Genomic DNA, 13,688 nt, shown 5'->3' with positions numbered 1-13,688 from the left:
GTGTAGGCACTTCAGCGGTCCTCCGTGGACTCCGCCGTCGCGGACAGGCAGGCGTGCAGCAGCGCCGAGCCGTCGAGCAGCGCGGTGGCTCTGCGGTGCACCTCCTCGGCGCGGGTTCTCACGGCGTCCCGCAGCGCGTCGGTGCCTCCGGCCTCGCGTGCGGCGTCGAGCACGGCGCCGATCCGCGGCAGCGGATAGCGTGCGCGGCGCAGGAGGTTGATCGTCCGGGCGTCCCGGACGTCGGCGGGGGAGTACACCCGGTACTGCGTGCCCTTCTCCCATCGCGGGGTCAACAGCCCCTCGGCCTCCCACACGCGCAACGTGGACGTGCGCACGCCCAGCACACGCGCTACTTCCCCGATCCGCAGGTCGGTTCCGGGGAGCCGCGACGGCCGGTCGACCACGTCGAGCGCGTCCGTGATCTCCCGCAGCTCGCGGCGGGTCTCGTGCAGCTCGGCGTGGACGGCGTCGAGCAGTTCCAGCGCCCGTCGCCGGTCACCGGCGTTGACAGCCGGCAGGATCTCGCGGGCGGCCTGTGGCCCCGCGCCCGGCAGAAGCGCTCGGTAGGCGAGGAGAGCGTCGCGGTGCTTCGGGAGGTAGACGCGGTACCCCGCCGCGGTGCGCTCGGCAGGTGGCAGGATGCCCGCGTCGGTGTAGCTGCGGACCGCCTGCGTCGACACGCCCACGAGGCGCGCGAGATCCACCTGACGAAACGTCCGTGGTCGAGCCACTCGTCCCCCCAAGTCGTCGTCTTCCAGTATGGCCGAGCGGACACGGGCCGGGGCAGCGAACGCCGGTGGCCGTCGCGGAGTCGATCACGTCTGGTTCACTGTGCCAGTTATGCGAACAAGCCTTGTCGTGATCGGTACGGCCGTCGCCGCGTTGGTGGTCGGCTGTGGGGACGCCAGCCAGCCGCAGGAGCCGTCGGACACCGGATCGTCGAGCGCCGCCGACGCGACGGTGGCACTGCCGCCGGAGCCGGAACCGGAGATCGAGCAGGACTGCCCGTACCTCGACACCGAGTTCGTGGCTCAGACCAACGGGCAACGCGTCGGCAGCGTGCGAACGTCCGCAGAGGACACCCACCCGGCGTGCTTCTTCTACCGCCCTGACGGGGACGTGCAACTGACCGTGCGGGTGTACGTCGGCGAGGAGGACGTGGCGCGTGCGCTCGTCGACGAGGCGGCGCCGGTCGACACCTCGAATCCGACGTCGCAGCCGACCGGTTGGGAGGGCGGTTACGAGTCGCGTGACGACGGCGCCGTCTACGCGGTCTCGAAGGGGGGACACGCTGTCGTCGTGACCACGAATCAGCAACAGAGCGTGAAGGCCCGGACGGTCGCCTTCGAGGCCATCACCAGGCTCGGGTTCTCAGAGTGACGACAAGACACCGCTGCGTGCAGCCCAGTTTGATCTTGTATTAGGGTTACGCCCACGCGCAGGCTCACCCCAGAACGGCACGCCCCTACCGGGTTACCGGCTACACGGCGTGCCGAAGCCGCATCGCGGCCCTGCGACCGAATCGTGGAATCAGACTGTGAAGGATGGGATCCGTGGCTGACACCCTGAAGGAAATCCTGCTCGACTCCAGCCGTCGTCCGACCGTGGTGGCTGACCTCCAGACTCTGATCGACGAGGAGGTCGCGGCCAAGAGCGGTGTCTCGGGCACCGTCATCAAGACCGGCTACGCCGCCGTCAAGAAGATCAAGCCGGGCATCATCGGCGCCGCTGTCGAGAGCCTCCTCGACGAGTTCGTTGCCGCGCTGGAGCCCATCTACGCCGACTTCAAGGCGAGCGGTGCGTCCGACTTCGGCACCTACCTGCCCACCCGCCCGGACGCCGCCGACGCTCTGCTGTCGGTGACCGACGCCCGCGCGGAGAAGAGCGACCGCGACAGCATCAAGAAGGTCTACGGCAAGCTCCGCCCGAAGGGCAAGGAGAACGTCGAGGAGGCTCTGCCCCGCCTCGGCAAGCTGATCGACAAGCACGCCGCCTGAGCGTGACACGAGAAGACCCCCGGTGACCCGATCGAGGTCCCGGGGGTCTTCCCATGTGGACGGTCGCACGAGCCGTCGCGTCAACTCTCGGCGGACTTGCTCCCCTGTGTGGTCGGTGTCGACTGCTGTCCCGGCGCCGGGTTCGTCGCCTGCCCGGAGGACGTCGTGGTCGAGGGAGCGTCGGTGCTGCGCGGCGGTACCGGCGCGATCGCCGGTTCGTCCTGACGCGACTTGGCGTAGGCGGCCGCCCCCGCGAGCGCGGCGAGGCCCAGCAGCCACGGCCACCGCCGCCGACCGCGCTTCGCGACGCCCCGCTTGGACACCGCCTTCGCCTCCGCCATCGCGGCCTTGAACTCCTTCTTCGCAGCGCGGAAGTCGCGCTTGGCCCTGCGTCGCGACTGTCCCGCCGCCTTCGCGGCCTTCAACGCGGCCTTCTTGGCCTTGCGGCCGGGCTTGCGCAGTTCCTTCGTCCGCAACTCGGCGACGGTGCGTGCTTCCTTCGCGTTGCGGACGGCCTCCTTGCGGGTCTGGGCCGCCCTGCGGGCGAGTTCCTTGCGGGCGATCTCGGTGCTCTCGCTCAATCGCTGTTCCGCGACCTGTGCCGCCTGCGCGGCCACCTCGGCGCTCACCTTGCCGGCCTCGACGGCGCGGTCACGCAGGGCGCGCGCGCCGTTCTTGGTGGCGTCGCCCACCGTCTGGGTGGTCAGCCCCTTCGAACCCATCGGCCTCACCTCGTCATTCTGTGGTCTGCGTGGCTCGTGCGCCTGCAGCTCATCCTGCCCCTTTCCTCCCGATCTCGCCGTGGATGGCACGATGAATCGCGTGACTGACAGCAACGCAACCCCCAGTGGCGGGACCATCAAGGCCACTCTGCACACGAACCGCGGCGACATCCGCCTGGTGCTCTTCGGGGACCACGCGCCCAAGACGGTGGCGAACTTCACCGGTCTGGCCGAGGGCACGAAGGAGTACACCCAGCCGAACGCCAAGGGTGAGAGGTCCGGTCCGTTCTACGACGGCTGCATCTTCCACCGGGTGATCGACGGCTTCATGATCCAGGGTGGTGACCCGACGGGTACCGGTCGTGGTGGCCCCGGCTACAAGTTCGGCGACGAGTTCCACCCCGAGCTGCAGTTCAACCGGCCGTACCTGCTGGCGATGGCGAACGCCGGCCCGGGCACGAACGGCTCGCAGTTCTTCATCACCGTGGCCCCGACGCCGCACCTGAACTTCAAGCACACCATCTTCGGCGAGGTGGCCGACCAGGACTCCCGCAACGTCGTGGACGCCATCGCCCGCACCGCGACCGGCCCGGCCGACAAGCCGCTCGAGGACGTCGTGATCGAGCGCGTCACCGTCGAGCGCGCCTGAACGATCCCGAGGACCAGGTAGGTTGGTGGTGGGCCACGCGCGTGTGTCGGCCGGGGCGCGTGGTGAGCGATTCACCTCGTGGACGGATCAGGCCGTGAACACAGGAGTGTCGACAGCACTGTGACCGAGCCCCCCACCCCTCCGCCGTACGGGCAGCCACCGCAACAAGAGGCTCTGCCCGGTTGTTGGTGGCACCCGGCGAGGCAGACCGGCCTGCGCTGCGTCCGCTGCGAGCGCCCCGCCTGCCCGGACTGTCTCCGCGAGGCGTCCGTGGGCTATCAGTGCATCGACTGCGTGTCCACGGCGCAGCAACAGCACCGCGCCCAGGCGGCGGCCTACCGCAAGGCCGGTTACGGCGCCCGTACGGTGGCGGGGGCGCGGGTGCCGCAACGGCTCGTCGTCGTTCCCCTGTTGATCGCGGTGAACGTCGTGGTGTACGCACTCACGGCGTTCCAGGCGAGCGACGTCATGAACAACCACAACTCGCCGGCGTTCGCGGACGGTGTGTTGTGGCCCGAGGCCGTCGTCGTCTTCGACGAGTGGTGGCGGCTGCTCACCTCGGGTTTCCTGCACTACGGCCTGATCCATCTCGCCATGAACATGCTGGCGTTGTGGGTGCTCGGGCGAGATCTGGAAATGCTGCTCGGGCGCGTGCGGTTCGTGGCGCTGTATGTGCTGTCCCTGTTCGCCGGCGGGGTGGTGGTGTTCGCTTTCGGCGCGGAGGACACCGGCACGGCGGGCGCGTCGGGCGCGATCTACGGCTTGATGGGCGCCATCCTGGTGGCGGTGCTGCGGCTGCGCCTGAACCCCACCACGGCCATCGGGATCATCGTGCTGAACGTGATCCTGAGCGTTTCGATCCCGAACATCTCGCTGCTGGGGCACCTCGGCGGTCTGGTCGCGGGTGCTGTCGTGATGGTGGCGATGGTGTACGCGCCGGAGAAGAACCGCGCGGCGTACCAGGCGGGGGCGCTGGCGATCGTGACCGTCGCTCTGATCGGCCTGGTCGTCTACCGCGACACCCAGCTCGCCGACCAGTTGTGCCTGTCCTACCCGGTGCTGTGCGGGGTCTGACGTAGTCGGACGAGCTCGTCGTGGACGTCGTGCGGGTCGGCTCCGAGTTCGACCCAGCCCAGCACGGTGAGTCGGTCACCGCTCTCGATCTCGACGGTCCAGGCGTCGCGCCCGTAGCGCTTGGTCGTGGCGAGACGGACGACGACCTCGGACCACCGCAGCACCCGGGTGCCGCCGAGAGTGCGGAGCCGGATGCCGGACGGGTCGGCGGCGAGCCTCGGACGGACCACGGTGCCGTGCAGGGACAGCGCGGCGAACGCGATGGTGATCACGCCGAGCAGCAGGCTCCCGGGCCGGTCGCCGGAGAGCACGATACCGGTGAGTGCGCAGGCCGAGATCACCGTGAGAACCCAGCCGACCCCGACGAGGCCGGGCCGGGGAGCCCAGGCGCGGGTCGGGTTGTCCACAGGGTTGTCCACAGTGGGGATGAGTGATGCTGCTTCGGCTACGCGCTCAACGCCATCTCATGGTCATGAGCAGGCCGGTGATCATGAGGGCGAAGCCGATCGCGAAGTTCCAGTCACCGAGTTCGGTCATGAAGTCGATCTTGTGGCCGGCCAGGTAGTTGACGACGAGCCAGGCAAGACCGAGGAGCATGAGACCGAACATCACGGCCTTGTAGACCGGATGCGACGGGCCCGCCGCGCGCACCTTGACCGGCGTGCGGCGATCGGCCGGCGGCGTGTACGCCGTCTTCTTGCGGACCTTGGACTTGGGCATCGGAGTCCTCGCGTGCTCTTTCGGCAGAATGATCGGCAGTGCGCAACTGCCACCTTCCCCACACGTTAACGTAATCGGGCAGGCGCCAGAACCGGGGAGCGAGCGCTGGTCAGCAGATCGTGATGACCGCGTGTCGCCCGCTCGAGAGGAGCTCGCTTGTCGAGGTACGAGGACCCGGAGACACGGAAGTACACCGCGCCCTCGCGCGGTCGGCTGCCCGAGACTCCGGGTGACGGAGCCATGCGCGGCAGGCCCGACGGCGGGGAGCCACCTCCACGGCGGCCACGCCCGCACGAACGTGCACGTCAGCAGCCGCCCCGGCCCGGTGAGCAACCTGCCCGGGGAGCCCTTCCTCCCGAGCCCCCGCGGCGTCCTCGGCGTCCTCAACCTCCCCGATCGGCCCAGCCGCCCCGCGTGGCCGGTCCGGGTCACGATCCCCGCGGTGCGCAGCGACCTCGTCACGTGCCGCAGCGCCCTCGGCCGGGAACTCCCCCCGACATGCCGCCGGGGCCCGCCGCTCCGCCCGCGCGTGGACCGGCGGCTCGGCCGGGCGGCCCACCGCGAGCGGGCGGACCCGTGGCTCCCCGACGCCGGGCCCGCCCCGCACCACCGACGGACGCGATGGAGGACGCGCCGACCCGGCCCGTGCTGCTCCCGGCCGACGGCCCGCTTCGGCAGCGACCGCCCCGATCGTCCGAGCCTCCCGCCGAGCCGGAGGAGACCCACCTCGACGAAACCCCCCTCGACGAGGCCGAGGTGGAGGAGATCGAGGACTCCTCCGACTCTCCGGACGAGCCACCGTCGGACGACTCGCCCAAGGCAGCCAAGCGTGGCGGCGGCAAGGGGCGTGCCGCCGTACGGGCGTTCGGCGAGGTGCTCATCACGCTCGGACTGGTGATGCTGCTGTTCGTCGTCTACGAGCTGTGGGTCACCAACCTGATGTCCGAGGAACTCCAGCGCGAGGCCAGTGCCGACCTGGACCAACGGTGGTCGCAGGAACGGCAGATGCATGCCGAGCCCATGGACGGGCAAGCGTTTGCGCGCCTCTACGTCCCTGCCTTCGGGGTCGACTGGAACTTCACGATCCAACAGGGTGTGGACGCCGCGACGTTGGAGATCGGCCCGGGCCACTACAAGAAGTCGGCCATGCCCGGCGAGCCCGGCAACTTCGCCGTCGCCGGTCACCGCGTCGGCAAGGGCGCGCCGTTCAACGACCTGGACCTGCTCGGGTCGTGCGACGCCGTGGTGGTCGAGACGCTCGACATGTTCTTCGTCTATCGGGTGCTGCCGATGAGCGAGGAGATCGAGGGCTGGACCGAGGGCAAGGGCGCGGACCCGCGTTGCGAAGGCGTTCGTCCGCTCACGGAGATCGACCCGGCGTACGAGGAGACGGTGGGCCGCCGGATCGTCCTGCCCACGCGGGGTGACGCCGTGGCGCCCGTGCCGTACCGGCCCGACGCTCCGGTGATGGAGGCGAACCTGGTGGAGCTGCTGACCCTCACCACGTGTCATCCCCGGTTCTCCGACCGCGAGCGCATGATCATTCACGGGGTGTTGACGAACGTCTACGAGAAGCAGGCTGGCGCGACCTACGAGAAGCTGCTGAAGGAGATCGGGGAGGCCTGATGTACGGGTGGATCTGGCGGCACCTGCCCGGGCCGCTCGTCGTGCGGATCGGCATCGCCACCGGCCTCGTGCTCGGAGTGGTGGCGCTGCTGATGTTCGTCGTGTTCCCGTGGGCGGAGCCGCTGCTGCCCTTCAACGACGTCGCCGTGGAGGAATGACCGGAGGCCCGACCGGCGTGTCCGCGCCCTGCGCACGCGTGTCCGCGGTTCAGCGACGCGTGTCTTCACCTCGGCGACGCGCGATCAACGCCTCCACCCCGTCGAGCAGTAGGTCGAGGCCCGACCAGAAGTCGGCCTCGTCGACCCAGGGCCCGTCGCCACCGGCGAACACGCGGTCGCGGGACAGGCGCGCGAGGCGCGGGTAGGTCTGCTCGTCCACGAGCTCGGCCACCAACTCCCCGTACGCGGCCGCACTGGACGGATTGGTGGTCGTCGGCGACTGCTCCAGTGCGGTGATCAGCGACGCCTGGGTGAGGGCGTAGCCGTTGAGCGTGGTGCCGATGAGAATCTTCTCGTTGTCGTCGAGCGGCGTGTCGTCCAACGCGCCGAGCAGGTGTTCGAGCCAGAGCAGCCCGCGCGGCCCCAGCGGTGGGCCACTGCGGGCGATGGACAGCAGCCACGGGCGGGCAACGAACACATCGGTGTTCGCCTTGGTCCAGCGCGCGAGGTACTCCCGCCGAGACGCCCCGTCGAGGGGTGGAGGTTCGCCGGAGGCGGCGTCGAGCAGCGCGAGCAGGAGTTCGTCCTTGCTCCCGACGTAGCGGTAGAGCGACATCGGGGCGACGCCGAGTTTCGAGGCGACCGTGTTCATCGACACGGCTGGCAGCCCGTCGGCGTCGGCGATCTCGATCGCGGCCCGGGTGATGCGGTCGAGGTCGAGACTCGGCCGCGGGCCACGTCGTGGCGTGGGTTCCCGCCCCCACATGCGGGCCAGGACCGCAGGCAGCTCGGGACGTTCGCTGTCCGCCATGGGCCTCCTCCGCTGATCTGTCCGCCCTCACCTTATGCGGCGTGGGCGGCGCCTTGACCGTGGTCCACGAAACTGCGTACGGTAAACAGTGTAAGTCTTAAACTGTAAACCATACGCTGTTCATCCGAGAGGATCGCCATGTCACCGCCCGCCGTGGAGGCACGAGGAATCCACAAGACCATCGGGGGCCGTCCGGTGCTGAACGGGCTGGACCTGACCGTCCCGACCGGCACCCTGCTCGCGTTGCTCGGCCCGAACGGGGCCGGCAAGACGACCACCGTGCGCCTGTTGACCACGTTGTCCAGCCCGGACAGCGGCACGGCCGAGGTGTGCGGCCACGACGTGCGCACGGAGTCGGCCGCGGTCCGCCGTTGCATCGGCGTGACCGCGCAGCAGTCGTGCGTGGACGAACTCCTCACCGGACGCGAGAACCTGGAGTTGTTCGCGGGGCTGCATCACCTGGGTCGCCGTCGCTCGCGGAAGCGAGCCGCCGAACTGCTCGAACGGTTCCGGCTCACCGACGCCGCCGATCGCAGGGCGGGCGAGTACTCGGGCGGCATGCGACGTCGGCTCGACCTGGCCGTGAGCATGGTCGCCGAACCCCGGGTCCTGTTCCTCGACGAACCCACCACCGGGCTCGACCCGCGCAGCCGCGTCGACCTGTGGGAGGTGGTCCGTGACCTCGTGCGCTCCGGGACCACGATCCTGCTGACCACGCAGTACCTCGACGAGGCGGACCGGCTGGCCGACCGGGTGGCCATCCTCGGCGGCGGTCGCGTCGTCGAGGAGGACACGCCGGCCGGGCTCAAGCGACGGATCGGCGCGGAACGGCTCCACCTCACCCTGGTGCAGCCGCATCACGTCTCGACGATTCTGGCTCTGGCTCCCGATGCACATCGCCGACCCGAGACCGGCGAGGTGGTGATACCGCTGTCGGGGCCGGACCAACTCCGCACGGTGCTCGACGACGTTCACCGGGCCGGAATCCCACTGGCCTCGGTGTCCGTGTCGGCTCCCACGCTCGACGACGTGTTCTTCCGGTTGACCGACGAGGAGGTGGCGGCATGACGAGCCAGCCCATCGTGCGCGTCGGCAGGGTCGGCGAACTCGCGTTGCTGACCCAGCGCGCACTGCGTCGGGAGTTTCGGCAGGTCGACGGCCTGCTCGTCGGGGTGGCGCTGCCGATTCTGTTGATGTGCGCCATGGTCGGTGTGTTCGGCCGAGCCATCGACACCGGGAGCGGCCTGGCCTACGTCGACTACGTCACGCCCGCGGTGATGCTGCTGTGCGCCGGGTACGGGGCGGCGACGACCGGGGTCGGCCTCACCGAGGACCGCAGGTCGGGCCTCACACCGCGATTGTTGACGCTGCCGATCGCGGGCTGGGGGTTGCCCGCGAGTCAGGTGGTGGCGTCGGTGCTGCGCAACGTCGTCACCACGGGCCTCGCGGTCGCCGCAGCGTTGGCCCTGGGGTTTCGGCCCGAGGCCGACGTCGGGAACTGGCTGCTCGCCCTCGCGGTCGTCGTCGGCTTCGTCGTCACCGTGGCCTGGTGGTCGGTGGTGTGGGGGCTGCTCGTGAGGAGTGTGCAGGCAGCGGGGGCGTTCTCGTTCGCGGTGCTGTTCCTGCCGTACCTGTCGAGCGCTTTCGTGCCGGTGGAGGCACTCCCGGGCTTCCTCCAGCCCTTCGCTGAACACCAGCCGATGTCGCCGTTGGTGGAGCTGCTGCGAGGGCTCCTGCTGGACACCCCGACGTCGGACGGCGTCGGATGGGTCGTCGCGGCGTGGCTCGTGGGCGGCGCTGCGGTGGCAGTGCCACTGGCCACCGCGCTGTTCCGGCGTCGTGGACAGGGTTGACGTGCGACGACGTAGGCTTGCCCCCATGCGCGTACTCGTCGTCGACAACTACGACAGCTTCGTCTACAACCTGGTGCAGTACCTCGCCCAGCTCGGCGCCGAGTGCACGGTGTGGCGCAACGATGTGGTCGACGTCGACAGGGTCGCCGACTTCGACGGGGTGCTGGTGTCGCCCGGCCCGAGCACGCCGGAGCGGGCCGGACGCAGCGTCGAGGTCGTGCGCCGTTGCGCGGACGAGTCGGTTCCGCTCCTCGGGGTCTGCCTCGGCCACCAGGCCATCGGTGTCGCCTGGGGAGCGACGGTGGACCGCGCCCCCGAGCTGCTGCACGGCAAGACCAGCGACGTGGAGCACCACGGCACCGGCGTTTTCGCGGGACTGCCGAGCCCGTTCACCGCGACGCGGTACCACTCGTTGACGGTGCTGCCGGAGACGATCCCGGACTGCTTCGAGGTCACCGCGCGGACCGCCTCGGGGGTCGTGATGGGCCTGCGACACCGGGAACTGCCGGTCGAGGGCGTGCAGTTCCATCCGGAGTCCGTTCTCACCCAGGGTGGACACCGGATGCTCGCGAACTGGATGGCCTCGGCCGGGCATCCGGTGAGTGACCGGCTGGTCGACGAGCTGGAGCGTGACACTCGCGCGGTGCAGCTCGCCGCCATGGCGTAGATCACACTCCGCCGATCACCCGAGCGAACTCGACGTCCTCACGACGAAGGCCACCCCCCGACCCGAGGGGTGGCCTTCACTCGTCGATACCGGTCACCAGGGCAGGCCCGGGCGGCCGTTGTCGTCCGACGGCTCCGTGGAACCGTCCTCGTCCGCCCCGATGATCAGCGTGATGTTCTGGTTCTTGGCGATCGCGCTACCTGCGGGTGGGTTGGAGCCGATCACCCGGCCGACCATGTCCTCGTCGTCGGTGGTCTGCGGCTGCTGCGACGCCGTGCCCGTCCAGCCCGCGTCCTTCAGCGCCTTGACCGCTTCCTCGTAGGTCATGCCCGTGAAGTCGGGGAGCTGGATCTGGCTCTTGGACCCGTTGGACACGCTCAGCACGACCGTCGAACCGGCCTCCACGCTGCCGCCGTTGGGCTCCTGCGACACGACGGTGCCCTCGGGCTCCTCGTGGTCGACGTCCTTGCGGTCCACGACGAGGTCGAGACCTTCGAGGGTCGCCTTGGCCTCCTCGAAGGACTTGCCGGTCATGTTCGGCACCTGCACCATGTCCGGCTGCTTGCCGACCTTGATGCTCACCGAGTGCCCCTGCTCGACCTCCTTGCCCGCCGCCGGGTCCTGGCCGACCACCTTGCCGTAGAGGTTCGGGTCGTCGACCTCCACCTCTTCGTAGTTCTGGTCGAGCCGCAGGTTGACGTCCGACAGCTCGGTCTCGGCCGCCTCGGGCGAGAGACCCTTCAGGTCGGGCACGGAGACCTTCTCCGGTGCCGTACCGACCCGCAGGAGGATCTTGTTGGTGAGTTCGGTCTCCGCGCCGGCCGGAGGGTCGGTCTCGATGACCTTGCCGATCTGGTCGGCGGTGCACTTGGCGTCGCCGGACGGCGGGTTGTCCAGACAGACGACCTCTTCCCGGTCGATCTCGCTGAACCCGGCGTCCCGCAACTCCTTCTCCGCCTGCTCGACGCGAAGGTCGACGACGTCGGGCACCGTCCCCTGGGCGGGGGTCGACTTGAACCCGCCGTTGATCCACGTGATGAACGCCACAGCGCCCAGTACGAGAAGGGTCAGTGCCACCGCCGTGATGGCTCGCCGCTTGCGGCGCTGCCGCGCGTCCTCGGCCGGGTCGTCGTACGGCTGCGGTTCGTACGGTTCGTCGGCGGGTTCGGGCGTACGCGGTGCGTTGAGCACCTGCGTGCGCTCGTCCTCGACCGGCACCGCACCCGCCATCGGCGCGGCGGGCCGCTGACCCGACAAGGTCCGCACCAGGTCGGACCGCATCTCCGCGGCCGACTGGTAGCGCTCACTGGTGCTCTTCGCCAGCGCCATCAACACCACGGCGTCGAGCTCGGGGCTCACCGCGGGGTTCGACTCCGACGGCGGGTTCGGCGCTTCCCGCACGTGCTGATAGGCCACGGCGACCGGGGAGTCACCGGTGAACGGCGGCTCGCCGGTCACCAGCTCGTACAGCACGCAACCCGCGGAGTACACGTCCGACCGGGCGTCCACGGTCTCGCCCCGCGCCTGCTCGGGCGACAGGTACTGCGCCGTGCCGATGACGGCGGCGGTCTGCGTCATCGCCGCTTGCCCGTCGTGCACCGCACGCGCGATGCCGAAGTCCATGACCTTCACCGCGCCCGTGCGCGTGATCATGACGTTGGCGGGCTTGACGTCGCGGTGGATGATGCCGTGGCGGTGGGAGAAGTCCAGGGCGGCACAGACGTCGGCCATGACCTCCATGGCGCGCTTCTGCGGCATCGGACCCTCGGTCTTCACGATGTCGCGGAGCGTCCGACCCTCGACGTACTCCATCACGATGTAGGGCAGCGGCCCGTACTCGGTGTCCGCTTCCCCGGTGTCGTACACGGCGACGATCGCCGGGTGGTTCAGGGCCGCGGCGTTCTGCGCCTCCCTCCGGAAGCGCTCCTGGAACATGGGGTCGCGGGCGAGGTCGGCACGGAGGATCTTCACGGCCACTTCGCGGCCGAGACGGGTGTCGTGACCATGGTGGACCTCGGACATACCGCCATAGCCGAGTGTGTCACCCAGCTCATAACGGTTCGAGAGCAGTCGGGGTGCGCTCATTGCTCGGTGCCGTCCCATTCACTCGGTCTTCTACTCACGCCCGGCTCTCGGCCGGATCGTGTCGCCAGTGCCCTGCGGCCAACGACATTCACCTGCGGATCTCCATCGAGGGTGTGACCATCATGCCTTGCCCGCCACCGCCGTCGGAGGGCTCGGCTCCCGACGACGACCAGTCGGTGCCCATCGGAGGTCGGCCGATGTCACCGCCCGAGTCGTTGTCCCGCCACACCGTCAGCGCCAGCACCAGCACGACCACGATCAGCAGCAGCACCACGGCCACGGCCAGCAGCGTCCATGCCGGGGTCCGTCGCCGGGCCTGTCCCATCGGCATCGGCGGCGGTACCGGCGCCATCGACGGGTGTGAACCCGGCCCGACCGGACCGGAGTTCGGCGCCACTGTCGGCACCATCGGTGCACCCGGCGTGTACGGGGGATTCGGGGGTACCGGGTGCGTGAGGTAGCCGGCGGCGGCAAGCCTCGACGGCGGTGGGAGCGGTCGTCCCGCCCGCACGGCCGCGACTGCGGACGCGAACTCGCCTCCGTTGGCGTAGCGCTGTCGTGGGTCCTTGACGAGGGTAGCTTCGATGACGGCGCGCGCGCCCGGAGGCACGTCCGGCGGCAGCGGCGGGGCGGCGTCCCTGATGTGCATCATCGCGACGCTCACCGCGTGCTCCGACAGGAACGGCCGGTGGCCTGCGAGGCACTCGTACCCGCAGACGGCGAGAGAGTACACGTCGCTGGCGGGCTCCGCGTCGTGGCCCACGGCCTGCTCGGGGGCGATGTAGTGGGCCGTGCCCATCACCATGCCGGACCGGGTCACCGGAGCGGCGTCGGCGGCCTTGGCGATGCCGAAATCTGTGACCTTCACCTCACCGTTGGGCGTGACGAGGATGTTCCCCGGCTTCACGTCGCGATGTACGAGCCCACGCTCGTGCGCCGCCTGCAGCGCCCGACCGGCCTGTTCGAGGATGTCGAGGGTGCGTTCGGGGGACAGCCGACCCTCGCGCGCGAGGATCGCCGCGAGCGGCTCGCCCTTGACCAGCTCCATCACGAGGTACGCGATGGAACCTTCCTCGGTCTCGGTCTCGCCGTAGTCGTGCACCGCAGCGATCCCGTGGTGGTTCAACGACGCCGTCGTGCGTGCCTCGGTCCTAAACCTGTGCAGGAACTCGGCGTCGCCGGACAGCTCGGCCTTGAGGATCTTCACGGCCACGGTGCGGTCGAGCCGGGTGTCGTTGGCCTCCCACACCTCGCCCATGCCACCGACCGCGATGCGGTTGTCGAGTCGGTAGCGCGAAGCGAGCAGTTGCCCGGACGACAGCATGA

At 69.7% G+C, this 13,688-nt stretch carries 16 protein-coding genes; 9 read left to right on the top strand and 7 right to left on the bottom strand.

Annotated features, from left to right (window positions below; translation table 11 throughout):
* Nucleotides 1-11 precede the first annotated feature (11 nt).
* Nucleotides 12-704 (bottom strand): MerR family transcriptional regulator, encoded by a 693-nt coding sequence (locus tag JAV51_RS05485; protein WP_197319530.1) that lies wholly within the window; start codon nucleotides 702-704, stop codon nucleotides 12-14.
* Between the two features lie 136 nt (nucleotides 705-840).
* Here JAV51_RS05485 and JAV51_RS05480 point away from each other — a divergent pair, with 136 nt between their 5' ends.
* A complete protein-coding gene (locus JAV51_RS05480; protein WP_197319529.1) occupies nucleotides 841-1,380 on the top strand; it encodes a DUF2020 domain-containing protein in 540 nt (179 codons plus the stop codon).
* A 173-nt stretch (nucleotides 1,381-1,553) separates the two neighbouring features.
* The gene (locus JAV51_RS05475; protein ID WP_197319528.1) at nucleotides 1,554-1,997 is read left to right on the top strand and encodes a hypothetical protein; all 444 of its coding nucleotides are present in this window, start codon (nucleotides 1,554-1,556) and stop codon (nucleotides 1,995-1,997) included.
* Nucleotides 1,998-2,077: 80 nt separating this feature from the next.
* Here the strand turns inward: JAV51_RS05475 and JAV51_RS05470 are convergent, their stop codons facing one another.
* On the bottom strand, nucleotides 2,078-2,719 hold the full coding sequence (locus tag JAV51_RS05470; protein ID WP_197319527.1) for a hypothetical protein: 642 nt from the start codon (nucleotides 2,717-2,719) through the stop codon (nucleotides 2,078-2,080).
* A 91-nt stretch (nucleotides 2,720-2,810) separates the two neighbouring features.
* On the opposite strand from JAV51_RS05470, the gene JAV51_RS05465 reads away from it, so the two are divergent.
* Nucleotides 2,811-3,368 carry a peptidylprolyl isomerase gene (locus tag JAV51_RS05465; protein WP_197319526.1) on the top strand — a complete coding sequence of 186 codons (558 nt, stop codon included), beginning with the start codon at nucleotides 2,811-2,813 and terminating at the stop codon, nucleotides 3,366-3,368.
* Between the two features lie 120 nt (nucleotides 3,369-3,488).
* Nucleotides 3,489-4,442, top strand: coding sequence for a rhomboid family intramembrane serine protease (locus JAV51_RS05460; RefSeq protein ID WP_197319525.1), 954 nt, complete (start codon nucleotides 3,489-3,491; stop codon nucleotides 4,440-4,442).
* Here the strand turns inward: JAV51_RS05460 and JAV51_RS05455 are convergent.
* Both JAV51_RS05455 and crgA read right to left on the bottom strand, forming a co-directional pair.
* Nucleotides 4,418-4,849, bottom strand: coding sequence for a PH domain-containing protein (locus JAV51_RS05455; protein WP_197319761.1), 432 nt, complete (start codon nucleotides 4,847-4,849; stop codon nucleotides 4,418-4,420). The two genes, JAV51_RS05460 and JAV51_RS05455, sit on opposite strands and share 25 nt — an antisense overlap.
* Nucleotides 4,850-4,895: 46 nt before the next feature.
* On the bottom strand, nucleotides 4,896-5,162 hold the full coding sequence (gene crgA / locus JAV51_RS05450; RefSeq protein ID WP_197319524.1) for a cell division protein CrgA: 267 nt from the start codon (nucleotides 5,160-5,162) through the stop codon (nucleotides 4,896-4,898).
* Between the two features lie 621 nt (nucleotides 5,163-5,783).
* Between crgA and JAV51_RS05445 the strand changes: the two genes are divergently transcribed.
* A complete protein-coding gene (locus tag JAV51_RS05445) occupies nucleotides 5,784-6,788 on the top strand; it encodes a class E sortase (RefSeq protein ID WP_197319523.1) in 1,005 nt (334 codons plus the stop codon).
* Nucleotides 6,788-6,946 (top strand): hypothetical protein, encoded by a 159-nt coding sequence (locus tag JAV51_RS05440; protein ID WP_197319522.1) that lies wholly within the window; start codon nucleotides 6,788-6,790, stop codon nucleotides 6,944-6,946. Before JAV51_RS05445 ends, JAV51_RS05440 begins: the two co-directional genes overlap by 1 nt.
* A 49-nt stretch (nucleotides 6,947-6,995) precedes the next feature.
* Here JAV51_RS05440 and JAV51_RS05435 read toward each other — a convergent pair whose 3' ends face one another.
* Nucleotides 6,996-7,757, bottom strand: a complete 762-nt coding sequence (locus JAV51_RS05435) for a TetR/AcrR family transcriptional regulator (protein WP_197319521.1) — start codon at nucleotides 7,755-7,757, stop codon at nucleotides 6,996-6,998.
* 138 nt (nucleotides 7,758-7,895) lie between these two features.
* On the opposite strand from JAV51_RS05435, the gene JAV51_RS05430 reads away from it, so the two are divergent.
* The 3 genes from JAV51_RS05430 to JAV51_RS05420 are packed head-to-tail and all read left to right on the top strand — an operon-like array spanning nucleotide 7,896 to nucleotide 10,277.
* Nucleotides 7,896-8,825 (top strand): ATP-binding cassette domain-containing protein, encoded by a 930-nt coding sequence (locus tag JAV51_RS05430; RefSeq protein ID WP_197319520.1) that lies wholly within the window; start codon nucleotides 7,896-7,898, stop codon nucleotides 8,823-8,825.
* Nucleotides 8,822-9,610, top strand: coding sequence for an ABC transporter permease (locus JAV51_RS05425; protein ID WP_197319519.1), 789 nt, complete (start codon nucleotides 8,822-8,824; stop codon nucleotides 9,608-9,610). The genes JAV51_RS05430 and JAV51_RS05425 overlap by 4 nt, the downstream gene beginning before the upstream one ends.
* Nucleotides 9,611-9,635: 25 nt before the next feature.
* Nucleotides 9,636-10,277 carry an aminodeoxychorismate/anthranilate synthase component II gene (locus JAV51_RS05420; protein ID WP_197319518.1) on the top strand — a complete coding sequence of 214 codons (642 nt, stop codon included), beginning with the start codon at nucleotides 9,636-9,638 and terminating at the stop codon, nucleotides 10,275-10,277.
* Between the two features lie 93 nt (nucleotides 10,278-10,370).
* Here the strand turns inward: JAV51_RS05420 and pknB are convergent, their stop codons facing one another.
* Nucleotides 10,371-12,362, bottom strand: a complete 1,992-nt coding sequence (gene pknB / locus JAV51_RS05415) for a Stk1 family PASTA domain-containing Ser/Thr kinase (protein WP_197319517.1) — start codon at nucleotides 12,360-12,362, stop codon at nucleotides 10,371-10,373.
* Between the two features lie 88 nt (nucleotides 12,363-12,450).
* Entirely contained in the window at nucleotides 12,451-13,686 is a 1,236-nt protein-coding gene (locus JAV51_RS05410) for a serine/threonine-protein kinase (RefSeq protein ID WP_197319516.1), read from the bottom strand.
* Nucleotides 13,687-13,688 lie beyond the last annotated feature (2 nt).

Source organism: Saccharomonospora sp. NB11 (genome assembly GCF_015910535.1).
In the GTDB taxonomy this organism is placed as follows: Bacteria; Actinomycetota; Actinomycetes; order Mycobacteriales; family Pseudonocardiaceae; genus Saccharomonospora.
This window is presented reverse-complemented; position numbering and strand designations above follow the sequence as displayed.